Annotated in this window: 21 protein-coding genes and 1 pseudogene; 11 read left to right on the top strand and 11 right to left on the bottom strand. The window is 49.5% G+C overall.

Features of this window, described 5'->3' with window-relative positions:
- Nucleotides 1–7 precede the first annotated feature (7 nt).
- The 4 genes from aceE to ampD form a co-directional block, all read right to left on the bottom strand.
- Nucleotides 8–2,674, bottom strand: coding sequence for a pyruvate dehydrogenase (acetyl-transferring), homodimeric type (gene aceE / locus HER31_RS17615; RefSeq protein WP_168662632.1), 2,667 nt, complete (start codon nt 2,672–2,674; stop codon nt 8–10).
- A gap of 60 nt (nt 2,675–2,734) precedes the next feature.
- Nucleotides 2,735–3,493 (bottom strand): pyruvate dehydrogenase complex transcriptional repressor PdhR, encoded by a 759-nt coding sequence (gene pdhR, locus HER31_RS17610; protein WP_168662630.1) that lies wholly within the window; start codon nt 3,491–3,493, stop codon nt 2,735–2,737.
- A 288-nt stretch (nt 3,494–3,781) separates the two neighbouring features.
- The gene (gene ampE / locus HER31_RS17605; RefSeq protein WP_168662628.1) at nt 3,782–4,621 is read right to left on the bottom strand and encodes a beta-lactamase regulator AmpE; all 840 of its coding nucleotides are present in this window, start codon (nt 4,619–4,621) and stop codon (nt 3,782–3,784) included.
- Nucleotides 4,618–5,184: a 1,6-anhydro-N-acetylmuramyl-L-alanine amidase AmpD gene (gene ampD, locus HER31_RS17600; RefSeq protein ID WP_168662626.1), complete on the bottom strand. Its 567-nt coding sequence runs from the start codon at nt 5,182–5,184 to the stop codon at nt 4,618–4,620. Before ampD ends, ampE begins: the two co-directional genes overlap by 4 nt.
- Before the next feature lie 61 nt (nt 5,185–5,245).
- Here ampD and HER31_RS17595 point away from each other — a divergent pair, with 61 nt between their 5' ends.
- The 10 genes and pseudogenes from HER31_RS17595 to HER31_RS17550 all read left to right on the top strand — a co-directional run bounded on the left by HER31_RS17595 (nt 5,246) and on the right by HER31_RS17550 (nt 14,348).
- Nucleotides 5,246–5,755 (top strand): retropepsin-like aspartic protease family protein, encoded by a 510-nt coding sequence (locus HER31_RS17595; protein ID WP_168662624.1) that lies wholly within the window; start codon nt 5,246–5,248, stop codon nt 5,753–5,755.
- Nucleotides 5,756–5,759: 4 nt separating this feature from the next.
- On the top strand, nt 5,760–6,608 hold the full coding sequence (gene nadC / locus HER31_RS17590; RefSeq protein ID WP_168662622.1) for a carboxylating nicotinate-nucleotide diphosphorylase: 849 nt from the start codon (nt 5,760–5,762) through the stop codon (nt 6,606–6,608).
- A 277-nt stretch (nt 6,609–6,885) separates the two neighbouring features.
- The gene (locus HER31_RS18945; protein ID WP_168662620.1) at nt 6,886–7,305 is read left to right on the top strand and encodes a pilin; all 420 of its coding nucleotides are present in this window, start codon (nt 6,886–6,888) and stop codon (nt 7,303–7,305) included.
- A 68-nt stretch (nt 7,306–7,373) separates the two neighbouring features.
- A pseudogene (gene pilB / locus HER31_RS17580) lies at nt 7,374–8,894 on the top strand (type IV-A pilus assembly ATPase PilB); the annotation flags it as partial.
- Between the two features lie 23 nt (nt 8,895–8,917).
- Entirely contained in the window at nt 8,918–10,201 is a 1,284-nt protein-coding gene (locus HER31_RS17575) for a type II secretion system F family protein (RefSeq protein ID WP_168662616.1), read from the top strand.
- Nucleotides 10,202–10,234: 33 nt separating this feature from the next.
- A complete protein-coding gene (locus HER31_RS17570; protein ID WP_168662614.1) occupies nt 10,235–11,116 on the top strand; it encodes a prepilin peptidase in 882 nt (293 codons plus the stop codon).
- On the top strand, nt 11,113–11,715 hold the full coding sequence (gene coaE, locus HER31_RS17565) for a dephospho-CoA kinase (RefSeq protein ID WP_168662612.1): 603 nt from the start codon (nt 11,113–11,115) through the stop codon (nt 11,713–11,715). The genes HER31_RS17570 and coaE overlap by 4 nt, the downstream gene beginning before the upstream one ends.
- Before the next feature lie 4 nt (nt 11,716–11,719).
- Nucleotides 11,720–12,469: a cell division protein ZapD gene (gene zapD, locus HER31_RS17560; protein WP_168662610.1), complete on the top strand. Its 750-nt coding sequence runs from the start codon at nt 11,720–11,722 to the stop codon at nt 12,467–12,469.
- A complete protein-coding gene (yacG, locus tag HER31_RS17555; RefSeq protein ID WP_168662608.1) occupies nt 12,466–12,675 on the top strand; it encodes a DNA gyrase inhibitor YacG in 210 nt (69 codons plus the stop codon). The genes zapD and yacG overlap by 4 nt, the downstream gene beginning before the upstream one ends.
- Nucleotides 12,676–12,680: 5 nt before the next feature.
- Nucleotides 12,681–14,348, top strand: a complete 1,668-nt coding sequence (locus HER31_RS17550; RefSeq protein WP_168662606.1) for a PglL family O-oligosaccharyltransferase — start codon at nt 12,681–12,683, stop codon at nt 14,346–14,348.
- Here the strand turns inward: HER31_RS17550 and HER31_RS17545 are convergent.
- The 3 genes from HER31_RS17545 to HER31_RS17535 all read right to left on the bottom strand — a co-directional run bounded on the left by HER31_RS17545 (nt 14,287) and on the right by HER31_RS17535 (nt 18,781).
- Nucleotides 14,287–14,673, bottom strand: a complete 387-nt coding sequence (locus tag HER31_RS17545; protein WP_168662604.1) for a (deoxy)nucleoside triphosphate pyrophosphohydrolase — start codon at nt 14,671–14,673, stop codon at nt 14,287–14,289. The two genes, HER31_RS17550 and HER31_RS17545, sit on opposite strands and share 62 nt — an antisense overlap.
- A 390-nt stretch (nt 14,674–15,063) precedes the next feature.
- Nucleotides 15,064–17,808 carry a preprotein translocase subunit SecA gene (gene secA / locus HER31_RS17540; RefSeq protein ID WP_168662602.1) on the bottom strand — a complete coding sequence of 915 codons (2,745 nt, stop codon included), beginning with the start codon at nt 17,806–17,808 and terminating at the stop codon, nt 15,064–15,066.
- Nucleotides 17,809–17,872: 64 nt separating this feature from the next.
- On the bottom strand, nt 17,873–18,781 hold the full coding sequence (locus HER31_RS17535) for a M23 family metallopeptidase (protein WP_168662600.1): 909 nt from the start codon (nt 18,779–18,781) through the stop codon (nt 17,873–17,875).
- Between the two features lie 30 nt (nt 18,782–18,811).
- Between HER31_RS17535 and HER31_RS17530 the strand changes: the two genes are divergently transcribed.
- Entirely contained in the window at nt 18,812–19,249 is a 438-nt protein-coding gene (locus tag HER31_RS17530; RefSeq protein WP_168662598.1) for a DUF721 domain-containing protein, read from the top strand.
- A 27-nt stretch (nt 19,250–19,276) separates the two neighbouring features.
- Here HER31_RS17530 and lpxC read toward each other — a convergent pair whose 3' ends face one another.
- The 4 genes from lpxC to HER31_RS17510 form a co-directional block, all read right to left on the bottom strand.
- A complete protein-coding gene (gene lpxC, locus HER31_RS17525) occupies nt 19,277–20,188 on the bottom strand; it encodes a UDP-3-O-acyl-N-acetylglucosamine deacetylase (RefSeq protein WP_168662596.1) in 912 nt (303 codons plus the stop codon).
- A gap of 112 nt (nt 20,189–20,300) precedes the next feature.
- Entirely contained in the window at nt 20,301–21,521 is a 1,221-nt protein-coding gene (ftsZ, locus tag HER31_RS17520; RefSeq protein WP_168662594.1) for a cell division protein FtsZ, read from the bottom strand.
- Nucleotides 21,522–21,551: 30 nt separating this feature from the next.
- Nucleotides 21,552–22,787, bottom strand: a complete 1,236-nt coding sequence (gene ftsA / locus HER31_RS17515) for a cell division protein FtsA (protein ID WP_168662592.1) — start codon at nt 22,785–22,787, stop codon at nt 21,552–21,554.
- Nucleotides 22,784–23,512, bottom strand: coding sequence for a cell division protein FtsQ/DivIB (locus HER31_RS17510; protein ID WP_168662590.1), 729 nt, complete (start codon nt 23,510–23,512; stop codon nt 22,784–22,786). Before HER31_RS17510 ends, ftsA begins: the two co-directional genes overlap by 4 nt.

Here is a 23,512-nt window from a genome sequence, read left to right as displayed (position 1 = left end):
ATTTCCCTTAAGCAAACAGTGGGTTGGTTTTATCTGGGTTGATGCCAAACTTGGCAATCGCATCGGCAACTACCTGCTTATCTATCTGGCCCTGTTTAGCCAGCTCAGTCAGGGTTGCTACGACGACGTAATCAGCATTGACTTCGAAATGGCGGCGCAAGTTAACGCGACTGTCTGAACGACCAAAGCCGTCGGTACCAAGCACGCGGTAGCTTGAGGTCGGTAGGAAGGCACGAACCTGCTCTGCGTAGTTTTTCATGTAATCCGTTGCAGCGATGGTAGGCAGATCGCCCAACACCTGCGCCACATAAGGGGTTTTCGCCTCAGCGGTTGGGTGGAGCATGTTCCAACGTTCAACATCTTGACCGTCTCGGGTCAGTTCGTTGAACGAGGTAACGGAGAAGATATCTGAACCGATGCCGTATTGTTCTGATAGCACCTTAGCGGCCTGTTGCACCTGCAGCATAATGGTGCCGGATGACAACAGCTGTACCTTGGCTTTATCGCCAGAGTAGCTTTCTAAACCGTAGATGCCACGGCGAATACCCTCTTCGCTTCCTTCAGGCATTGCTGGCTGAGCGTAGTTCTCGTTGAGCAACGTTAGGTAGTAGTAGATGTTCTCTTGCTCTGGACCGTACATACGCTTAATGCCGTCTTGCAGAATAACCGCAACTTCATAGGCGTAGGTAGGATCGTAAGAGACACAGTTTGGCACGGTGTTAGCCAAGATATGGCTGTGACCATCTTCGTGCTGTAACCCTTCACCATTCAATGTGGTACGGCCTGCAGTGGCGCCGAGCAAGAAGCCACGGGCTTGTTGATCTCCGGCCATGTAAGCCATATCACCAACACGCTGAAAACCAAACATCGAGTAGTAGATATAGAATGGGATCATCGGCAGATCGTTGGTGCTGTATGAGGTTGCTGCTGCAACCCAAGATGACATAGCACCAAGTTCGTTAATGCCTTCCTGGAGAACCTGACCGGAGGTCGATTCTTTGTAGTAGGACACCACGTCACGGTCTTGGGGGGTGTACGTTTGGCCGTGCGGGTTGTAGATGCCGATTTGACGGAATAAGCCTTCCATACCAAAGGTACGTGCTTCATCAGCAACAATTGGCACCACGTTTTTACCGATCCCTTGGTCTTTCAGCAGCACATTTAATGCACGAACGAACGCCATGGTGGTGGAGATCTCGCGCTTTTGCTCATCTAACAAGCCACGGAATGTTTCTAAGGTCGGAACTTGCAACTTTTCAGTGAAGTTAGGCAAACGCTGCGGGGTATAACCATGCAAAGCCTGACGACGCTCGTGCAGATACTTGTGTTCCGCAGTGCCTTCTTCCAGCTTCAAATAAGGCAATTCGTTTACCTGTTCATCGCTGAGTAAATCGCTCAAACCTAAGCGGTTACGCAACTGTAAGATGGTGCTCATGTCCATCTTTTTAACTTGGTGGGCAATGTTCTTACCCTCTGCTGCATCACCCATGCCGTAACCTTTGACGGTTTTAGCAAGGATAACTGTTGGCTTATCGGTGCACTGCATCGCATTTTGATAAGCAGCATACAACTTCGATGGGCTGTGGCCGCCACGTTGCAGAGCAAAGATCTCAGCGTCAGTCATGTCAGCCACCAACGCTGCGGTTTCTGGGTAGCGACCAAAGAAGTGCTCACGCACGTAAGCGCCATTCTTGGATTTGTAGGTTTGGTAATCGCCGTCGACGGTTTCATTCATCAATTGCAGCAGTTTACCGCTGGTGTCTTTCGCCAACAGTTTGTCCCAACCGTTCCCCCAGATCACCTTAACTACGTTCCAGCCAGCGCCCTTAAATAGGCCTTCTAGCTCTTGAATGATCTTGCCGTTACCCATTACTGGGCCATCTAAACGCTGCAGGTTACAGTTAATCAAGAAACACAGGTTGTGCAGTTTCTCACGAGCCGCAAAGGAGATAGCACCGCGGGATTCTGGCTCGTCCATTTCGCCATCGCCAAGATAGGCGTATACCCGCTGCTCGGAGGTGTCTTTCAGACCACGGCCATTGAGGTACTTAAGGAAACGAGCCTGATAGATGGCGCTGATTGGGCCAAGACCCATAGAAACCGTTGGGAACTGCCAAAACTCTGGCATTAGCTTAGGGTGTGGGTAGGAGGAGATACCTTCACCATCAACCTCTTGGCGGAAGTTATCTAATTGCTGTTCGGTTAGGCGGCCTTCCATAAAGGCGCGAGCGTAAATGCCGGGAGAGATATGGCCTTGGTAATAGACCAAGTCGCCACCGTCTTTAGCATTCTTGGCGCGGAACAGGTGGTTAAAGCCCACTTCGTAAAACGCCGCAGCGGATTGATAAGAAGCCATGTGACCGCCAAGATCCAACCCTTTTTTTGAGGCGCGCAACACGATCATAATCGCGTTCCAACGTACGATAGAGCGAATTCGGCGCTCAAGGCTGATGTCGCCGGGATAAGCCGGCTCACTCTGTGGGTCAATCGTGTTCAGGTAGTTAGTGGTGATCCCTGTTGGTAGTTCAACACCAGAACTGCGCGCTTTGGTGATCATCTCGTCCAAAAGAAACTTCGCGCGTTCAATACCGTCTTCCTGCATCACCGCTTCAAGGGCTTGTAGCCACTCGTTGGTTTCCTGCTGGTCAACATCCTGCACAATAGAACCTGACATTTACACTCCTAACTCTCTGTAGTTGCACACCCTAGTAATTGAGGGTGATACCGCATGCAATTAAATAAGTTCGTTTCTCATTCGACGCAGGCTACGCTGCTGTCGGCTGTCTTCCCTACGAACCTCTAACGTCACCTCTTCAATGTAAGCGAGGTGGTCGTTTGAGGCGCGGCGAGCCATCTCTGGATCGCGCTTTAAAATGGCGTCTAACAGCGCTTCACGGTGGATATTTGCCACATCTGATGAGCCCTCTCGACGGTAGAGCAGCTGCAGGTTTTCCGCCACGTTGCGTTCCAGCAACGGCGCGAGACTTAGGACTAGGTGCAACATCGCAACATTATGACAAGCCTCTGCCACACTGCGATGGAACTCGACAATAGCCTGCGCTTCGCGTTTTGGATCTCCTTGAACCTGTTTGATGTAATCCATCTGGGTTCGAAGCTGTTCTTGATCAGAATCGGTGCCACGTAACGCGGCGTAATAAGCCATCATGCCTTCAGTTGCATGACGAAATTCCAATAAGTCGTACTGTGATTCTGGATTATTGGCGAGCAACTCAACCAGCGGATCAGACAAGCTATTCCACAGCTGATCCTTCACATAAGTACCACCGCCCTGTCGGCGATTTAACACCCCTTTAGCTTCGAGCTTTTGAATCGCTTCTCGCAACGACGGTCGTGAAACCTCAAAGCGGACTGCCAACTCTCGTTCTGGCGGCAGTTTTTGCCCAGGTTTCAAGCTGCCCTCAAGAATCATCTTCTCGAGTTCCTTCATGATTACGTCGGACAATTTAGGCTGGTTAATTCGTCGATAAGACATGTCGTGTCACATCCATTGATATTTCGGGATTGTAAATTGGTATTACCAATATCCGTTGCCGCAGGATACTACAAGTATCAGATGCTCAGTGCAATTTATTTGATGCCGATCACATCATGCGGGGGAAATTTGAATAAGGGCTAGTTCATGCTCAACTTTAGCTTGATGCAGCTCTCAGCTTGAGCCCCATCGAATCAAGTTCGAGATAAAGTCACCCACAGAGTACTAAGAAAAGGTCGAAACAGAGTAATGCTGGTAAGGCATATTTTCATCTTTGTCAGTGTGTTATTACTGTAAAAAGCCAAAAATGGTCAAAAAAGAAACCACTACTAAAAGCAGTACCAAATTGCGCTTTACCAACTTTAGCATTGCCAAGGTTGAGAGGATGCAGATCGGTTGCTTAGTTTGCGATGGCATCTCCTCGGCGGCGATGGCTACATCAACCACAACCTTTCGAGCAGGAACGCGAAGATTGATAAGGTTTGGCAGCAGTACTTGCATCGATTGTTGAAAGTGGCCAGCAAAGGCAAAACTGACGCTGACAATACGTGCAGGTAACCAGTCAAGCAGATGTAAGGTTGTCGATAACCGTGGCCGACCTAGACGGGAGTGATGGTCGTGTAGATCTCGCACCAATGAATAAAACATGGCAAAAGCTGGCCCAAGCACCACAAAATAGAGTGCCACGGCGGCGTAATAGCGAAAGTTGATCCACGCCGCCAGCTCCCCCATATGCTGCCCGAGTGAATATTCATCCGCATCTTTTCGATGGCAGGCGTCCATTTGCTGCACTAACTGATGGCAGGCGTCGATATCGTCACTGCTCGCAAAGTGCAAAAACTGCCGAAAGCGCTGGCGAATTGAGCTGTGGCCAAACAGCAGTAAGCCGATAACCAACCACACAATGAGATTGGGCACACCAAACCACCAGCCACTTAGCCGCTCGGTCGCTGTGCCAACGACCAGCGCAGGGAGCAAGGCCGCTACCAGTAAAATAATACTGGGTCGACCTCTATCTACGCCAACCAAAGCGAAATAACGGCGACTGAACGATTCAAACTGAAATGTCTGCTGCCACAGTTTTAAGCGCTCCGCCAACATCACCAAGAGAAGAGAGAACAGTGTCATAATCTGATGGACTCCAGTTCTGTGGTCAATCGTTGCCAGTCAAAGGCTGGGCCAGGATCAGTCTTGCGGCCGGGAGCTATATCACTGTGGCCAACGATTCGTGCCGGTGTAATTAATGGGTACACTGCCATTATGGCGCTAATTACTGCCGCCAAACTTTGATACTGGTTATCGCTATAAGGAATATTGTCCGCTCCCTCCAGCTCAATCCCAATCGAATAGTCGTTGCAGTTTGCTTCGTTTGCAAAGCAGCTTACCCCGGCATGCCATGCCCTGCGATCAAACGGAACATATTGCACTACGCCACCATTTCGGCGGATCAACAAGTGCGCTGATACCTCAACCTGATGCAGCTGCTTCAGCACCTCGTAATCCGATTGAACACAACCCAAAAACAGCTGGTCTATATAGGGTGCGCCGAATAACCCAGACGGCAGACTAATATTGTGGATAACCACCATCGAAATAGGCTTTGGCCGCACCCCGTGAAAGCTGCAAAAGCGATGTTGAACGGACTCAAGCCAGCGCCCTTTCGGTTCAACATGATATTGCAGTTTAGTCATGGTAATTCCTTGTTTACTAGCAAATAATAGTAATAATTATTCGAAGAGTGTATCAAACCTTATGCCCTCAACAGCGACTTCTCAGACCCGAACCGGCAAGCTGATGTTTGTGATGGCATGGCTGATCCTAGCCGCTCTGCTGTACTTTTACTTCGATCAAAAAATAGAACGGCAATACAATCCAAATCAAAACGTTAGCACTGATGCGGCCAACACCATTACGCTGCAGCAGAATCGACAAGGCCACTATGTCACTTCAGCGCTACTCAACGAACAAGCGGTAGTGATGCTGTTGGATACCGGTGCCACTGAAATATCTATCCCCGCCGCTGTGGCTGACAAATTACAATTACCCCGAGGTAGGCCGTTTCAAGTAAATACCGCAAATGGCAGCATTAGAGTGTGGCAAACCCACATTGAATCGCTCTCCATTGGCGGACTTACCCTATATAATCTGTCTGCACACATTAATCCCGGCTTGGACGGCCACACCATTTTGCTCGGCATGAACGCCTTACGCGATCTGGAGCTGGTTCAACGGGGCAAAAGATTGACGCTAAGGAAGTACTAAGCCAATGCTGGAAAATGATATTCGCCTGTCGGTTGCGACAGCGTTGCATGAAGATTTAGGCGGACTATCCGCAAACGATGGCGACATTACCGCCCAACTGATCCCCGCCGAACGTTATGCCGAAGCCACCATCATTACCCGTGAAGACGCGGTATTCTGCGGCAAGGCATGGGTGGAGCAGGTGTTTAACCAACTTGGTGGCGAAGTTGCACTGCACTGGCACGTCGATGACGGAGACCTGATTGTGGCTGGGCAAACCCTAGTCGAGTTGGCTGGTCCAGCACGACTTCTGCTTACCGGCGAACGTACCGCCCTTAATTTTGTGCAGACCCTGTCTGGCGTGGCCACCATTGTGCACCACTACACAGCCAAGCTGGAAGGCACCCATTGTCGCCTGCTCGATACCCGTAAAACCTTACCGGGGTTACGTACCGCACAAAAGTACGCGGTGACCTGTGGTGGTGGGAAGAACCACCGTATTGGCCTATTCGATGCGTTTTTGATTAAAGAGAATCACATTGCTGCTTGTGGTGGCATCGACGCCGCTATCAGCTCCGCCCGAACACTCAAGCCAGAAGCACCGGTTGAGGTTGAGGTTGAGTCAATTGAAGAGTTAACGGCGGCACTGCAAGCTGGTGCCGACATTATCATGCTCGATAACTTCGACATCACCATGATGGTTCAGGCAGTGCAGCTTAACCAAGCGCTTCCGTCACCCGCCAAGCTCGAGGTGTCTGGTAATGTCACCATCGATACCATCGCCGATTTCGCCCGCACTGGAGTCGATTTCATCTCAGTTGGCGCACTGACCAAGCATGTTCGAGCACTTGATTTATCAATGCGCTTTAACTAATAGCTAACAACTCGGAGCTTCACCGCTCCGAGCCTCAACCCTCTATGATTCACAAGATCAACACCAGCCGTACACTCACCAGCCACACTGCCTCAATAACGTACTATTTTATCTATAGCGTTCCAAAGAAATTACAGTAAGTAGCTATTGTGTTAGCGATTCTTGTTGCTTAGACTGCGATTAGCACTACTTTTCTACGGAGTAGCTGTCGGTAGCCAGGAGGGCCACCCGGCCTGCCGCTTTCGGGCTGATATTATTGTTTTTGGGAGATACACGGATGAAACGGAACTTACAACAAGGCTTTACCCTGATTGAATTGATGATCGTGGTAGCCATTATCGGTATTTTGGCAGCAATCGCGATTCCTGCTTATCAGGATTACACAGTGAAGTCGCAAGTTAATGCTGCGCTTGCTGAAGTCACTCCATATAAAACTGCATATGAAATTGCAGTAAATGAGGGTGAAACTGTAACCACCACTCTTGGAAACACTATTAGTGGAACCTACTGCACAATTACAGTCGCTGCTCCTAGTACAACAAGTGCCGCAGCAAACTCGTTAGATTGTAAGCTAGATTCAGGAACTGTGAACGCTTTAGTTAAAGATAAAAATATCACTCTAACTAGAGATGGCGATGGTGTTTGGGATTGCACTTCTACAATCCCAGCTGAATTTAAGCCAAAAAATTGTAGTTGATAGTAGAAAGTACAGCTCCTTGAAGAGGAGCTGTACTTCATCTCACGATGTCTAATATAGCAGGTACATTTGGCCTTCCGTCTCTTGATATATCATGGCTTGATATATCTACAATTCCTGACGATATAAAAAACTCAAAACTAATAGAAAAACATCGTTGCCTGCCTCTTTGTAAACGTAACAATCGGCTTATTCTGGCCACCTCAAATCCCAACAATTTAGTTGCCCTTGAAGAGTTTCAATTCAGCTTAGGGCTGCACGTTGAGCCGATCATCGTGGTTCAGCAGGCGCTCGATAAGATTATCGATAAGGTGCTAGAGGCTGACCTAGATCAACTTGATATCAGCGAAGACGATGAAAATCGCCTCGCTGGCATTGATACCGATAACAGTGACGATAGCGACCATACTGACGTCAGCGCCGATGACGCCCCCGTAGTAGTATTTATCAACAAGCTGATGACCGAAGCGATCCGTAAAGGCGCCTCGGATCTGCACTTTGAGCCCTACGAGAACCAATACCGGGTTCGTTTTCGTATTGATGGCATGCTCAGCACCATCACCGCGCCGCCTCAGGGCTTAGGGCCACGTATCTCCGCCCGCATCAAGGTAATGGCCAAACTGGATATCGCCGAGCGCCGTTTACCGCAAGATGGTCGAATCAAGTTGCGGGTTGGCAATAAAAAGATGGTCGATTTTCGCGTATCGGTATTGCCAACGCTGTTTGGCGAAAAGGTGGTAATGCGGATCTTGGACTCCTCCGCTGCCAACTTAAATATCGATATCCTCGGTTTTAGCGAACAACAAAAAGCGCTGTACCAACAAAACCTGCAGCGACCACAGGGGATGATCTTAGTAACCGGCCCTACCGGTTCTGGCAAGACGGTATCGCTATATACTGGCCTTAATATCCTTAATACCGAAGAGCGTAATATCTCCACCGCTGAAGATCCGGTTGAAATCAACCTTCCTGGCATCAACCAAGTACAGATCCACCCAAAGGCCGGCCTTACCTTTGCTGGCGCGCTACGATCTTTCCTTCGGCAGGATCCCGATATTGTTATGGTTGGTGAGATCCGCGATCTAGAAACCGCTGAGATTGCAGTAAAGGCAGCGCAAACCGGGCATATGGTGATGAGCACGTTGCACACCAACTCGGCGCCAGAAACACTTACTCGTTTGCTCAACATGGGCGTTCCAGCCTACAACATCGCCAGCTCGGTAAGCCTAATTATTGCCCAACGTTTAGGCCGTAAGTTGTGCCCTAACTGCAAGCAACCGGAGCAGATCCCGTCGATTGAGTTGCTGCAAGCAGGCTTTAGCCACCAACAGATTGACGCTGGCATTACCCTGTTTAAACCTAAGGGGTGCGATAACTGCAATGGTGGCTATAAAGGGCGAATAGGTCTGTATGAGATGTTAACCATGACCACCGAGATGGCGGCGCTGATCATGGATGGTGGCAGCGCCTTGGATCTGGCCAAACAGGCTAAAAAAGATGGCATGGTAACGTTAAGACAGTCAGCACTGGAAAAAGTGATTGACGGAACCACTTCACTAGCGGAAGTTAACCGAGTAACCAGTCACTAACATAAAGCATAAGGATTTGCTCGATGGCTAAGGTTTTTCAGGCGCGCAGCAGTGCCGATCAACGGCAACAAAAAAAAGCAAAACTGGATAAGTCGAAGAAAGCCGAAGTCAGCGATTTCGTATGGTCTGGCAAAAACCAAAAGGGCAATCCGCTCAAAGGCGAGCTGCGCGGCGCCTCCATTAATGAAGTTAAAGCGATATTACGCTCCCAAGGCGTCACTCCGCTCAAGGTCGCCCGCAAACCCCGTTCGCTATTTCAAAAAAAATCTAAGATCACCTCTAAAGATATCGCCGTAGTTACCCGCCAGATAGCAACCATGTTGATGGCCGGTGTACCACTGGTTACCGGCCTCGATATGGTCGCCAAAGGCCATGAAAATGAAGCGATGCGGAAACTGCTGGGCAAGATTTTAGAAGAGATCCAAGCGGGCACTCCAGTTGCGCAAGCATTGCGGCCCCACCGCGAGCACTTTGATGAGCTTTACTGTGACTTAGTTTCGGCCGGTGAACAGTCCGGTACCTTGGACAGCGTATTTGACCGTATCGCCACCTATCGAGAAAAGTCGGAAGCGCTCAAATCCAAAATTAAAAAGGCGATGTTTTATCCGGTTGCGGTGGTTACCGTTGCCATTATCGTTACCTTAATCCTATTGATATTTGTGGTACCTCAATTTGAGGCGATATTTAACGACTTTGGTGCTGAGCTGCCTGCCTTTACCCAGATGGTTATCGGTTTATCCAAATTCATTCAAAGCAGTTGGTATTACTTCCTTGGGGTAGCAATGATCATCGTATGGCTCTACAAACGGGCCTATCATAACTCGCCAGAGTTTCGCGATAAGGTCGATGTGGTGCTATTAAAAATTCCAGTGGTTGGTAATATTTTACATAAAGGGGCAATGGCAAAGTTTGCCCGAACTCTGGCGACTACCTTTGCTGCTGGTGTCCCTCTAGTAGAAGGTTTAGACGCCTCTGCTGGTGCCTCGGGTAATGCGGTCTACCGCAAAGGGATCCTCAAAATGAAAGAGGAAGTAGTCTCCGGCTTACAAATGAACATTGCCATGCGTACCGTAAACCTGTTCCCCGATATGGTTACTCAGATGGTGATGATTGGTGAAGAGTCTGGTGCCTTAGACGATATGCTCAATAAGGTCGCTAACATATTTGAAATGGAAGTAGATGATGCTGTTGATGGCTTATCAACCTTGATCGAACCGCTATTAATGGTTGTCCTGGGAGTATTGGTCGGCGGCCTTATTATCGCTATGTACCTGCCGATATTCGAATTAGGTAACGTAGTCGGTTAACATCCCGCATAAATCATTTAATCGGCGGTAGTAATGGCGATGTGGCTAGAGCTTTTTGCTCAATACAATTGGCTCTTTTTAGGTGTAATTGGCACCGTTAGTTTGCTTATTGGCAGTTTTCTCAATGTGGTTATCCATCGTTTACCTATTATGATGGAGCGACAATGGCTACAAGAGTGCGCCGAAGGGCTTGCAACCACCCCTGCCAAAGATGAATGGCCAGAGCGATACAATCTCATCACTCCAGGTAGTAATTGCCCTAAATGCCAAGCTGACATACCAGCTTGGCGTAACATCCCCTTAATCAGCTACCTATCGCAACGGGGCAAATGCCACAATTGCCATAGCCCAATCTCGATTCGCTACCCGTTAGTAGAACTTCTCACGGCACTGCTGTGTGTTGCTGTTGCCGCGAAACTTGGCCCAACGGGACTGTTTCTAGGTACTTGGTTACTGTGCTTTGGCTTGATTGCTGCTGCTGCCATCGACTTTGACAAGATGTTGCTTCCAGACAGCATCACCTTGCCACTGCTTTGGCTGGGGTTGTTGCTCAATATAGACACGGGCTTTGTAACACTCGCTGATGCGGTATTAGGGGCTGCATTTGGTTACCTATCGCTCTGGTCTATCTTTCAAGGCTTTAAACTACTCACTGGCAAAGAGGGCATGGGATATGGCGACTTTAAGCTATTAGCCTTGTTCGGCGCCTGGTTTGGCTGGCAGGCACTATTACCGATTATTCTGATTTCATCCATCGGCGGTGCTGTTGTTGGAATTGCTCTAACCGTAACCAGCAAACTTGACCAAGGTAAGCCGATGCCGTTTGGACCATGGATTATTATTGGCGGATTAAGTTACCTATTTTACGGCCCAGAGTTGGTTAACTGGTATCTGCATAGCGTGGTTGGCTTATGAACAAACTGCTCGTCGGCCTAACCGGTGGTATCGGCGCAGGTAAAACTCAGGTAAGTGACCGCTTTGCGGACTTAGGGGTAACCATTGTCGATACCGATGTGATTGCGCGTCATGTCGTAGCCAAAGGCAGTGATGGGCTTGCTGCCATCACTGAACATTTCGGCACCAAGGTATTAACAGCAGATGGTCAACTTGACCGAGCACAGCTGCGTGAGCTGGTTTTTAACCAACCTGAGCAGCGACAGTGGCTTAATCGATTAACCCACCCTATGATCCGCGCCGAGATGTTAGTTCAGTGCCAGCAGGCTGCCTCTGCTTATGTGGTAGTAGTGGTGCCATTGCTGCTCGAGGGCGACATGCACCAGCTGGTTGATCGTATTTTAGTGGTTGATGTTGATGAACAAACACAGCTCAAACGTACCATTGCCCGAGACAACAATAACCCCGAGCTGGTAAAAAAGATCATTGCCAGCCAAATTGATCGCCCGAGCCGCCTAGCTAAAGCGGACGATATCATCGACAATAGTGCTCAGCTTTGCGACTTACAGCATCAAGTAGTAAAGCTTCACCAGTATTACCTCAGTCTTACCGAGAAATAACCCCATGTGGCTGCTGTTCGAACAACCGCTTAACGAAAAAGTCCGCAGTTACTTGCGGGTTGAAGCGGTTTTTAATCAAGTTAACTCACATCAGCAATTTCAATTGCCCCATGGCGAACTGGCATTTTTTCACTGCTTGTTTGAATTAATGGAGCTTATCGATAGAGCGGATCTGCGCTCAGAGTTACTTAAAGATATTGATAGACAACTCTCAAATATTGAGCGCTGGCGCCAATACCCCAACGTCGATCAGCAACAACTGGATCTATTAGCCAACGATTTTAAACGCTGGCAACAACAGCTGTATAAACTCACTAAGCCCACCTCAGAGTTGAAAGCCGATCGCTTTTTAGCAGCGGTCAGGCAACGGTTAACGATTCCTGGCGGTTGCGGTAGCTTTGATCTGCCACAGCTGCACTTTTGGTTAGCTCGTCCGCTAGAATGGCGACAACAGCAAGCTCAGCAATGGCTGGCGCTGCTCACGCCATTTACCGCCAGTATCGAGCAGCTACTGGCGATACTGCGTGGCAGTAGCCAATGGCAAGACTCCATTGCAATGGCTGGAAGCTATCAAGCCGCTTCTGAGAAGACTATTGACCTGCTGCGTTTGCGCATCAAGCAGGAACATGGGGTCTATCCAGCAATCAGCGCCCACCGCAACCGTTTTACTATTCATCTGGTTAATAACGACACCGGCAAAGCCGATCATCGTAACTTACCACTGCAACTGTGTTTATCCATGGAACAACAATGACCCTATCCGTACAATGCCCAACCTGCTCAACCCCAGTTGAATGGACTGAACAAGCCACATTCCGCCCATTTTGCAGTGAACGCTGCAAACTTATCGATTTAGGCGAATGGGCCGAAGAGCGGCACGCTATTCCCGGCAAGATTGAACTTCCAGATGAGTTTGATATTAGCGAACCGGATTTCTTTCTAAACGACGACCAAGAGTAAAGCCATTGAATCTAGCCAAGGATGGTTACGCGAATAAGGCGATGGTGTTTTTCTGCGGCAGTTTGTTTCTGTTCTCGATGCACTACTTTCAGCCCAATGCCGGTGGTTCGGGCTTATCTGTTGCCAACAATAATATGGTCTGGATCTCCATTGCCCTGATCTGTGCCACAGGATTTAGCAAAATAATCCAAAATGAACAGATCCACTGGAGCCCGATACTGACCGGACTGGCCACTGTTATCGGCTTATTGCTGTTGCCCTATTGCTGGTCTTCGCAACCCTGGGTGGGTGAGGCTAGCGCCCGTGCCTGTGGGTTAATCGCTTGGCTATTGCTCGCCATTGCAATCACTCAAATCCGCTGTAAGTCTGCGCTAGATAACACCTTGTGGTTGGTTGTTATCGGCTCGATGATTCAAGCACTGATATGCCTTGCGCAATTCCTACAACCTGACTGGTTTATTGGCATTCGTAACCACCGCCCCGTTGGTAGTTTTTATCAGCCTAATGTGGTCTCCAGCCTCCTTTCCACCGCATTAGCATTGGCCATCTGGTTACATCACAATGCTAAGCCTGCGATAAGGTTGGTACTGCTAGCCTGCATGGCGCTTATTGCCTGCGTTTCTATCCTCATTATGTCCCGTACTGGGGTTTTGGCAGCCATTGCAATAACTGTGGCAATGCTTTGCCTGCTAAAGAATCGCAACAACGCCATTAAAATCGTCTTTGCACTTATCCTCGGTGCCGTATTAGCGCCACTGTTACAAAGCACCCTCGACACTGAAGGTCGACAAGGCCTAAGTAACCCCGGCTATCGCACCACTCTTTACGGACAGTCACTGCAGCTTATTACTGAAAAGCCAGTACTTGGGCATGGTATCGGCTCCTTCAGTAAGGTCTACACCGAACGCCTAGCGCAGCTATATCAGCAGGACAGTTCCGTGCCAATGTTGACTACGTCAACCACTCATCCACATAACGAATTGCTTTTCTGGTGGGTTGAAGGTGGTGCTATTCCGGTACTTGCCATTATCCTATTCGCGCTTTTCTTCTCCATTGCAGTCTGGCGTAGGGGCAATTTGTTTAATAAGGCGATGTGGATTAGCACCATCCCTATTATTCTTCACACTCAAACCGAATATCCGCTTTATCATTCCGCCACGCATCTGGCGTTATTAACGCTACTGATCATCGCCGCAGTGCCAACAACATCAATTACAGCAAAACGGTTCAAAAACAAATTAGAGATTTTACCCAAATTTTTTATTGGGCTCGGCGTAGTTGCAACCTGCTTTTTAATGCTAACCAATCTGCACACTACCTCACTAATTCATGATTACGTTAAAAGCGCTAAACATGAATATCTACAGCAGGTCGTTAATCCATTTCTGCAGACGAAGTTGATCAATATGCAGCTTGGTACTGCCTTGCTCCGAAGCCAAGACCCAGAAGCACTAAAAATGGTCGATATCATGATGGAAGAGGAAGCGACTGTTCGCCCATCAGTCGGTGCTTATCTGCTGTGGTATCACGCTAATCTCGCGATGAAAGATAACATCAAGGCTGCCACTATCCTTGCTCAAGCAGCCTACCTTTTCCCTAAATCTAAGCAATTTATGCCGAAGCCAGCTGAAGATTTAACGGCTGATTCGCCGCCGGCATCGGCAACGCCATAAGTTGGTCAAGGGCAACCCATTGGGTCTGGTTGCCCTCTTTGCTTACTGCAGTTCCATGCCACTTGATCACCTTAAACGCCTTTAAGTTGATAATACGGTCGCCGTAGTCGTGCTGAGTCTGCCAAAACAGCTCTGCAGCAGTAGCATGTACGTCAACCTCCTCAGCAAGCTCCCTAATAAGCGCCTCATCAAAGGTTTCGTTCAATTCCACCTTGCCACCTGGATATTCCCACAAGCCACCCTGGTGTTGATTCTGCTGCCTTAGAGCAACCAGTACTTTGTCATCATGCAATACTAAACCTATCGCGACATTGATTACTTTCACGGCCTAACCTCTTTGGGGAACAAGGATCTTTGCAGCGTACATTATTGCAATAACGGCCAGTTCTCCAGCGATAAAAAAGGCTGTGTACCAACTAAGTGTTGTTCTTTCCAATGCTGTTAAAGCACCGGCTAGGCAAGTTTTGATACAAAGGGTAAAGCAGTACCGTCGTTGATCTGCTGCCGCTTTTAACTGTGACCTAAGACAAAGCGGATTCCAGAGGTGGCGAAGCTCCCCGCTAATGCATACAAGAATATGCCGTCGCCACGGCGACATACCCCCTTAAGAGTACTGCAACCGATAGAGCCGAAGGCTTGATATAAACCTCAACACTTGACTGTGACACAGCCATAAAAAAGGCGACCCTAAGGTCGCCTCTATATGCACTGCCAGTTAGCTTAACTTGCCGTGACACTGTTTAAACTTCTTACCTGAACCACAAGGGCATGGATCGTTACGACCGACCTTTGGTCCTTCACGGGTTTGAGTTTCTTGACCCAACTGACCTTCAGTAGCTAAGTGCTCTTGCGCTTGCTGATGCTCAAAGGCACGTTGACGAGCCAACGCTTCCTCTTCACGACGGCGCTTGGCTTCCATCTCATCAACGTCGGCTTGGGCTTGAACTTGGATCTTAGACAACAAACTGATCACATCAGTTTTCAGGCTTTCCAACATCGACTGGAACAGCTCAAATGACTCACGCTTATACTCTTGCTTCGGGTTCTTCTGAGCATAGCCACGCAAATGGATACCTTGACGCAGGTGATCCATCGCCGCTAAATGCTCTTTCCACAGGTTGTCGAGAGTCTGTAACATCACCATCTTCTCGAACTGACGCAGCACACTGGCGCCAACCTGCTCCTCTTTCAACTTATAGGCTTCATCCCACGCAGTCACGATGCGTTCTCGCAGCGTTTCTTCGTGCAACTCTTCCTCTTCCTCAAGCCACTTAGCTACTGGCAGCTTCAGATCAAAATCTGCGGCCAAGCGATCTTCAAGGCCCGAGACGTCCCACATCTCTTCCAGAGACTGTGGTGGGATGTATTGCGATACAATGTCATCCAATACGCTGCTACGAACCGCTTCAATGGTTTCAAAGATGTCATCGCCATCCATCAACTCGTTACGCTGAGCGTATACAACCTGACGTTGATCGTTAGCTACATCATCATACTCAAGCAGCTGCTTACGAATATCAAAGTTACGTGCTTCTACTTTACGCTGGGCGTTTTCAATAGCACGGTTAACCCAAGGATGCTCAATCGCTTCACCACGCTCCATACCCAGCTTTTTCATCATGCCTGAAACACGGTCAGAGGCGAAGATACGCATCAAGCTGTCTTCCATCGACAGGTAGAAACGGGTTGAACCGGCATCACCCTGACGGCCAGAACGACCACGCAGCTGGTTATCAATACGACGAGATTCATGACGCTCGGTTGCAATGATGTGCAACCCGCCGGACTCCAGTACGGTTTCGTGACGCTGCTGCCAATCGGCTTTAATTGCTGCAATTTTATCTTCAGCAGTGCCCTCTGGCAGTGCATCCAACTCAGCCTGCAACGAGCCGCCCAAAACGATATCGGTACCACGACCCGCCATGTTGGTAGCGATGGTTACCGCACCAGTGCGGCCGGCATCGGCAACAATCTGTGCTTCTTGCTCGTGGAACTTGGCGTTTAGGACGTTGTGCTTAATCTTTTCTTTGCGCAGCAACGCCGACAGGAACTCGGAAGTCTCAATTGAGATGGTACCCACCAATGCTGGCTGGCCACGCTCCATACAATCGCGGATATCAGCGATAATGGCTTCGTATTTCTCTTCAGCAGTTAAGAAGACTAAATCGGCGTTGTCTTTACGGATCATTGGCCGGTTAGTTGGGATAACCACCGTATCTAGGCCGTAGATGCTTTGGAATTCAAATGCTTCTGTATCAGCAGTACCGGTCATACCAGCAAGGCTTGAGTACATACGGAAGTAGTTCTGGAAGGTGATCGAGGCCAGTGTCTGGTTCTCGTTCTGGATCTTCACTCCCTCTTTGGCTTCCACCGCTTGGTGTAAACCATCGGACCAACGACGACCAGGCATGGTACGGCCGGTATGTTCATCAACAATCACTACCTGACCTTCGTCATCGATAATGTAGTCAACGTCGCGCTCAAACAATTTATGGGCACGTAGTGCCGCTGTTACGTGGTGCAGTAGCGAGATATTACCAGCATTGTAGAGCGAGTCGCCCTCTTGCAGCAGCTCGATATCAACCAACAGTTGTTCGATTTTTTCTTGGCCACGCTCAGTTAGGTGAACCTGCTTGCCCTTTTCGTCGACGGTGTAATCACCATCGCCAATCTCTTCTTCGGTGTCTTCTTTATCCTGCTTAACCAGCTTAGGAATAAGGGTGTTGACGCGGATGTAGTGATCAGAACCGTCTTCAGCGGCGCCAGAGATAATCAGCGGGGTGCGGGCTTCATCGATTAGAATCGAGTCGACTTCATCAATTACGGCGTAGTTTAGTTCACGTTGAACACGCTCAGGCGCAGAGAACGCCATATTGTCACGCAAGTAATCGAAACCAAACTCGTTATTGGTGCCGTAGGTGATATCACAGCCGTAGGCGTCTTTCTTATCTTGTGGGCTCATGCCGGACAAGTTGATGCCAACGGTCATGCCAAGGAATTCAAACAGAGGGCGGTTCCACTCAGCATCACGGCGAGCCAAGTAGTCGTTCACGGTAATAACGTGTACGCCTTTGCCACTCAAGGCATTCAAGTAAGCTGGCAAGGTACCCGTTAAGGTTTTACCTTCACCAGTACGCATCTCCGCGATGCGGCCAGACTGCAACACCATGCCGCCAACCAGCTGCACGTCAAAGTGACGCATGCCAAATACGCGCTTAGAAGCTTCGCGAACGGTAGCGAACGCTTCCGGCAGAATAGCATCTAAGGACTCACCCTTACCGCCATCTTCTTGAGCAGCAACACGTTGTTTTAGCTCCTCAGTGATTTGACGCAACTGTTCATCTGACAGTGCCTCCCACTCAGCTTCCATGTTGTTGATGCTAACCGCGGTTTTCTGCAGTTGCTTTAGGGTTCTGTCGTTCTTGCTGCCAAATACTTTTGTGAGGAGTTTCGTTAACATTGTCTTACATCGCTACTGAACACATGAGCGCCATCATTGGCTCCCAAAATAAATCGTTAAGATCCTATTCGCTACGTGGTTGTCGATATACGTAACGGGCCGGATCCACCTGTTTGTCGTTTTGCAGTACCTCATAGTGAACGTGAGGGCCGGTCGAACGACCGGTATTGCCAATCAATGCGATCAGCTCTCCCTTCTTCACTAATTGGCCTAACTCCACCAAATTCTCTTTATTATGCCCATATCGGGTTTTTAAACCGTTGCCATGATCAATCTCTACCAGATTGCCATAACCAGACAGTTTGCCAGAATAGGAGATAACTCCTGCCCCAGTAGCAATCACTTCTCCCCCTTCGCTACCCGCGAAGTCCAAACCACGGTGTTTTGCACGCCGACCGGTAAATGGATCATTCCGATAACCGTAAGAGGAAGATTGCCAACCATTAACCAGTGGGCGGCCACTTAAATAACGGTCTAAATCGATATGGTGATTGCGATCGAGGCTTTCAAGTAGGGGCAATTGATTATCTGCACGATCGAGCCGCTTTACTAACTGATCCATCTGTTCAATGAGCAAACTGAGATCAATCTCTTGTTGGCTTGGACTTGCAACGCCCCCCAGGCCCACTTCTGATTCAAAATCGAACTGTTCAGATAGGTCGGCCTGTGCAGCCATCGTCGCCGCAACGGCCTCGACACGATTCATCCGAGCTTGAATACGGCCAACCTTAGAAGCTAACAGTGATAACTGGACATCGGTTTGATCGCGCAGCTGAGAAAACTGCTGCTGTTGCTGCTGTAATAACTCATTGGCTTGCGATACCTGCAGCTGTTGTTGCGCCGAGTTCTGCAACTGCCCATGCCACCATGTGGCACCAATAGCGGCAATAAAGAGTGGCAACGATAACCAACGTTTACCGGGTTCCCAGCGCCGCATTCCGTGTTTTGTACGGATAAAGACTGATACACTCATAAGGTTGGTTTTTCTTAGACACTCTTAATAATGAAATCGAAACCGCAAGACCTCGCTCAGTTGGCGGGACAACGATTTGCTCAACTACAACAGCAGACCAGCCAAACTAGCGAACTGCAACAAGCGGTGTTAAATGCTACCGATCCCGCCATCCACTCTCAAATTCGAGTGGCAAACATGCGCGGAGGAACGCTGGTTATTGAGATCGCATCTGCAACCTGGGTGACGCGATTGCAATATCAGCGATTAGAATTACTGTCTCAGCTCCGCCGAGATGGGTTTCCTATGCTGTCCAGTATCGAATTTAAAGTCAACCCGAAGCTGGCCCAGATAACCAGAGAAAAACCAAAAGCAACCAAACAGTTAAGCGCTAACGCTAGTGACCACATCAACGCTCTAGCAGAGCGTTTAGATGGCGAATTAGCCGCGAAGCTCAAAAAGTTGGCCGCCCATAGGGGCGGCCAATAACGTTATTTTTGCAAAGCAGCGAGACGCTTACGCCAAGCTGGGTGCCAAGTAATCCATCGGCACTTGCTGTGGTTTGTCAAAGCTGACCAACTCATAACTTTCTGCCTCTGCCAGTACCGCTCGAACTAACATGTTGTTCAAAGCATGGCCCGACTTATGGGCACGAAACTCACCTAAAATGGCATGACCAGCAAGGTAAAGATCGCCAACAGCATCCAAAATTTTGTGCTTAACAAACTCATCTGGGTCACGCAGGCCATCTGGATTGAGGATGCGGTATTCATCCAATACAATCGCATTTTCCATGCTGCCACCTAAACATAGGTTGTTGGCACGCAGGAATTCGATGTCCTTCATAAAACCAAAGGTACGAGCGCGGCTGATTTGACGATTGAAGTTTTCCGCCGAGAAATCCAACACCATGCGCTGGGCGCTACGGCTGATCTCAGGGTGTTGGAAATCGATTGAGAAATCCAAACGGAAACCATGGTGTGGACGAAACTCAGCCCACTTGTCGCCATCCTCTACTCGAATCGTTTTGCGGATACGCAGATATTTTTTGGACGCGGACTGTTCCGCAATACCGGCACTTTGCAATAAAAACAAGTAAGGGGTGGCACTACCGTCCATGATTGGCACTTCAGGCGCATCCACTTCAATGTAGGCGTTGTCGACACCCAAGCTGGCTAATGCCGCCATTAGGTGCTCAATGGTCAACACTTTTACGCCCTGATCATTGCTCAGGCCGGTACAAAGCGTGGTTTCTTTAACCAATTCCGCATGGGCAGGCAGTTCCACCACCGGATCAAGGTCGACCCGACGGAAGATAATCCCAGTATTTACTGGGGCGGGCTTAATCGCCATCGTCACCTTGTTGCCTGAGTGTAAACCTACACCAGACGACTGGATCGGACGCTGAAGAGTCATTTGTTTACTCATTTTGCCAGCTCCTCCTGCTACCACTTCGTTAATTAGGGCGCACATACTACCACAAAGTCACCAGTGACCAAAGTCCGTACGATCACAAACTCCGATCAAGGTAACGATTATGTTAATCGGCTTGACGACGCAAGAACGCAGGCACATCCAGAATGTTCTCTGGCGCAGTCTGTTGTTGTTGCTGTTGTGCCGCCGCACCGGTTGGGCTTGCTGGCGTTGTCGGGCGATTAACATCACTCGTTGCCGCACCAAACGCAGGCATATTCTCGACTGCTTGTTTAGCTGCGCTGTAACCAGCGGGCTCTACATCTTGGCGAGGTGCCGGTTCTGCTTGCTTAACCGCAGGTTTGCTAACCAACTGAATGTCAGGCTTCTTCTCTGCACCGATACCGGTCGCAACCACGGTTACTCGAATCTCATCAGTCATCTCTGGGTCGCAGGCGATACCAACAACAACGTTCGCGTTGTCAGAAGCATAGGCGCGAACGTGGTGACCAACAGTTTCGAACTCTTCAATCGTCAAATCCAAACCGGCAGTAACGTTGACTAGCACACCACGGGCACCTGACAGATCGATATCTTCAAGCAACGGACTAGCTACCGCCGCTTCTGCAGCTTCTTCAGCGCGGTCTTCACCACGAGCCACACCTGTCCCCATCATGGCGTTGCCCATTTCAGACATAACGGTTTTGACATCGGCGAAATCGACGTTCATCAGGCCAGGGCGAGTGATCAGCTCTGCGATCCCTTGTACTGCACCTAACAATACATTGTTAGCCGCTTTAAAGGCGTCCAGTAAGGTGGTACGACCGCCCAATACCTTCATTAGCTTGTCGTTCGGTACGGTAATCAAAGAATCAACATGTTGTGCCAGTTGATCGATACCTTGCTCAGCGTAGAAGCTACGCTTCTTGCCTTCAAAGGAGAACGGCTTAGTAACCACCGCAACGGTCAGAATACCTTCTTCTTTAGCAACCTCGGCCACAACTGGTGCCGCACCGGTACCGGTACCGCCACCCATGCCTGCTGCAATAAAGACCATGTCGGAACCGGTGATAGCGGCGCGAATAGCTTCACGATCCTCTAGCGCGGCTTCACGACCAACCTCTGGGTTGGCGCCAGCGCCAAGACCTTTGGTCACGTCCTGTCCTAGCTGAATGGTGGTTTGCGCTGACGATTTTCGTAACGCCTGCAGATCAGTGTTGGTACAGATAAAATCTACACCTTCAATGGTTTGCTCTACCATGTGCTCAACCGCGTTACCGCCGCCACCGCCTACTCCGACAACCTTAATGACAGCATCGCCGTTATTACTGTCTAATATCTCGAACATCTCTTATCTCCGTTCAGCCCGCGTCCAAAATTAAAATGCTTCCTTAAACCAGTTCCGCATCCTGCGGATCGACTGGCCGATTCCGTTTTCTGACGCTTTCGCCTCAACTTTTTTGTCGAGTTGTGCCACGCCAAAATGAAGTAACCCGACCGCAGTTGCGAATCCAGGTTCCTCCACGTATTGATGTAATCCCTTAAGCGGCAATGGCGGTGCTAAACGCACCGGCATGCCAAAAATTTCTTCGGCGACGGTTTCCGCCCCCTCAATTTGAGCCGTTCCGCCGGTCAATACGATTCCCGCTGGTACCTGACCATCAAAGCCGCTGTTACGCAGTGCTTCAGCGACGAGCTCAAACAGCTCTTGATAGCGAGGTTCAACCACCTCAGCTAACGTTTGTCGTGACATAGTCCGAGCAGGGCGACCACCAACCGATGGTACCTCTATGCTCTCTTCTTTACCGACCAACGCCGCTCGAGCACAAGCAAAGTCGACCTTGATCTGCTCAGCATGGCTTAGTGGCGTGCGGAAGATCTTCGCGATATCGCTGGTTACCTGATTACCGGCCACTGGCAATACCGCACAGTGGCGTAATGAACCACCTGCGTATACGGCTATATCTGTAGTTCCTGCACCGATATCAACCAAACAGACACCGAGGTCTTTCTCATCTTCAGTCAGTACCGCTTCCGCCGACGCAATGCCAGAGAACACTAAGCTATCCACTCGGACATCGCAGCGTTCAACACACTTGGTGATATTACGAGCCCAATCAGCGGAACACGTTACCATATGCACATTCGCTTCCATCCGTACCCCCGACATGCCGACCGGACTTTTTATCCCTTCCAGCTCATCAATGATGTAATCCTGAGGTAGCACATGCAGCGTTTGACGCTCGGTTGGGATCTTAACCGAGCGGGCGGTATGGATAACGTGGTCGACATCTTCTTGAGTTACCTCATGGCCGTCAATCGATACCATCCCTTTTTCGTTCTGACTGTGGATATGACGACCGGATATGCTCAGATAGACCGAAGAAACGTCACATTCGGCTATGGTGGCGGCTTGGTTCAGGGCCAGCTTGACGCTACGCATCACCGAGTCCAGATCGTTCACGCCACCTTTATCCATGCCACGAGACGGCTGGTTAGCAACACCAATGATGCTGATTTCGCCGTTAGGTAAGGTTTCACCAATTACTGCTGTGGTTTGAGCGGTGCCCACATCCAAGCCAACAATCAGGTTTGCCTCATGGCCGTTTGTCATTGTTCTAATCCCTGCCATTGCACGGCCAATCCCGTGTCATATCGTAAATCTACTCGCGCTACTGCGCGTTCTGTTTGTTGTAATCGTGGCCACACATCAATAAAGCGCTGCACCCGTTGAACGGTATTATTACGTCCTAATACCAGCTCGAGGCCATTATTCAGCACTAACGTCCATGCGTGCCGAGTACTTAACACTAAAGATTGCCCTTGATGTCCATTTAACACCAGTAATTCCGAGAGTTGTTGCCACATTTGCCACACCTTCTGCTCACTGGCTTGCGGCCCGCGCAGTAGTGGCAAAGAGTTCAACTCTTGTCGTTTGGGCGCGCTGAATGATTCAGCCCGGTCATTCAGCCAACCGTAGTCACCCCACTGGGCAACTGGATTTTGCTCCAAGACAAACACCCGCATGCGATTCGGCCATTCACGGCGAACCAGTGCTCTATCCACCCAAGGCAGTGCCGACAGGGTATCACTGACAGCAGCGACATCAGCACTAAACAGTGAATAACTCGAAAATTGTTTCACCGCCTGCTGGACATCGGTATCGCTGGTGAATCGTCTTTCGCCAAGCAGCGCCAACTCTTCAATCGGCACCTGATCGGCATCATTACCTAACTCAAACAGCCAGTAACCCAGGCGACTAAGACCAGTTAGGGTAAACAGCAAAAAGCCGATCCCTAACCACATCTCCCATCTCACCTCGCGCCACGCCACAGCCAT

This window comes from Ferrimonas lipolytica (assembly GCF_012295575.1).
In the GTDB taxonomy this organism is placed as follows: domain Bacteria; phylum Pseudomonadota; class Gammaproteobacteria; order Enterobacterales; family Shewanellaceae; genus Ferrimonas; species Ferrimonas lipolytica.
This window is presented reverse-complemented; position numbering and strand designations above follow the sequence as displayed.

Excerpts from the sequence above, each read along its gene's own strand:
- zapD (WP_168662610.1), top strand. The coding sequence starts at position 11,720 with ATGTGGCTGCTGTTCGAACAACCGCTTAACGAAAAAGTCCGCAGTTAC.
- HER31_RS17510 (WP_168662590.1), bottom strand. The coding sequence starts at position 23,512 with ATGGCTGTGGCGTGGCGCGAGGTGAGATGGGAGATGTGGTTAGGGATC.
- secA (WP_168662602.1), bottom strand. The coding sequence starts at position 17,808 with ATGTTAACGAAACTCCTCACAAAAGTATTTGGCAGCAAGAACGACAGA.
- aceE (WP_168662632.1), bottom strand. The coding sequence starts at position 2,674 with ATGTCAGGTTCTATTGTGCAGGATGTTGACCAGCAGGAAACCAACGAG.
- ampD (WP_168662626.1), bottom strand. The coding sequence starts at position 5,184 with ATGACTAAACTGCAATATCATGTTGAACCGAAAGGGCGCTGGCTTGAG.
- HER31_RS18945 (WP_168662620.1), top strand. The coding sequence starts at position 6,886 with ATGAAACGGAACTTACAACAAGGCTTTACCCTGATTGAATTGATGATC.
- ftsA (WP_168662592.1), bottom strand. The coding sequence starts at position 22,787 with ATGACAAACGGCCATGAGGCAAACCTGATTGTTGGCTTGGATGTGGGC.
- coaE (WP_168662612.1), top strand. The coding sequence starts at position 11,113 with ATGAACAAACTGCTCGTCGGCCTAACCGGTGGTATCGGCGCAGGTAAA.
- HER31_RS17535 (WP_168662600.1), bottom strand. The coding sequence starts at position 18,781 with ATGAGTGTATCAGTCTTTATCCGTACAAAACACGGAATGCGGCGCTGG.
- HER31_RS17575 (WP_168662616.1), top strand. The coding sequence starts at position 8,918 with ATGGCTAAGGTTTTTCAGGCGCGCAGCAGTGCCGATCAACGGCAACAA.
- lpxC (WP_168662596.1), bottom strand. The coding sequence starts at position 20,188 with ATGAGTAAACAAATGACTCTTCAGCGTCCGATCCAGTCGTCTGGTGTA.
- HER31_RS17530 (WP_168662598.1), top strand. The coding sequence starts at position 18,812 with ATGAAATCGAAACCGCAAGACCTCGCTCAGTTGGCGGGACAACGATTT.
- pdhR (WP_168662630.1), bottom strand. The coding sequence starts at position 3,493 with ATGTCTTATCGACGAATTAACCAGCCTAAATTGTCCGACGTAATCATG.
- nadC (WP_168662622.1), top strand. The coding sequence starts at position 5,760 with ATGCTGGAAAATGATATTCGCCTGTCGGTTGCGACAGCGTTGCATGAA.
- HER31_RS17570 (WP_168662614.1), top strand. The coding sequence starts at position 10,235 with ATGGCGATGTGGCTAGAGCTTTTTGCTCAATACAATTGGCTCTTTTTA.
- yacG (WP_168662608.1), top strand. The coding sequence starts at position 12,466 with ATGACCCTATCCGTACAATGCCCAACCTGCTCAACCCCAGTTGAATGG.
- HER31_RS17595 (WP_168662624.1), top strand. The coding sequence starts at position 5,246 with ATGCCCTCAACAGCGACTTCTCAGACCCGAACCGGCAAGCTGATGTTT.
- ampE (WP_168662628.1), bottom strand. The coding sequence starts at position 4,621 with ATGACACTGTTCTCTCTTCTCTTGGTGATGTTGGCGGAGCGCTTAAAA.
- ftsZ (WP_168662594.1), bottom strand. The coding sequence starts at position 21,521 with ATGTTCGAGATATTAGACAGTAATAACGGCGATGCTGTCATTAAGGTT.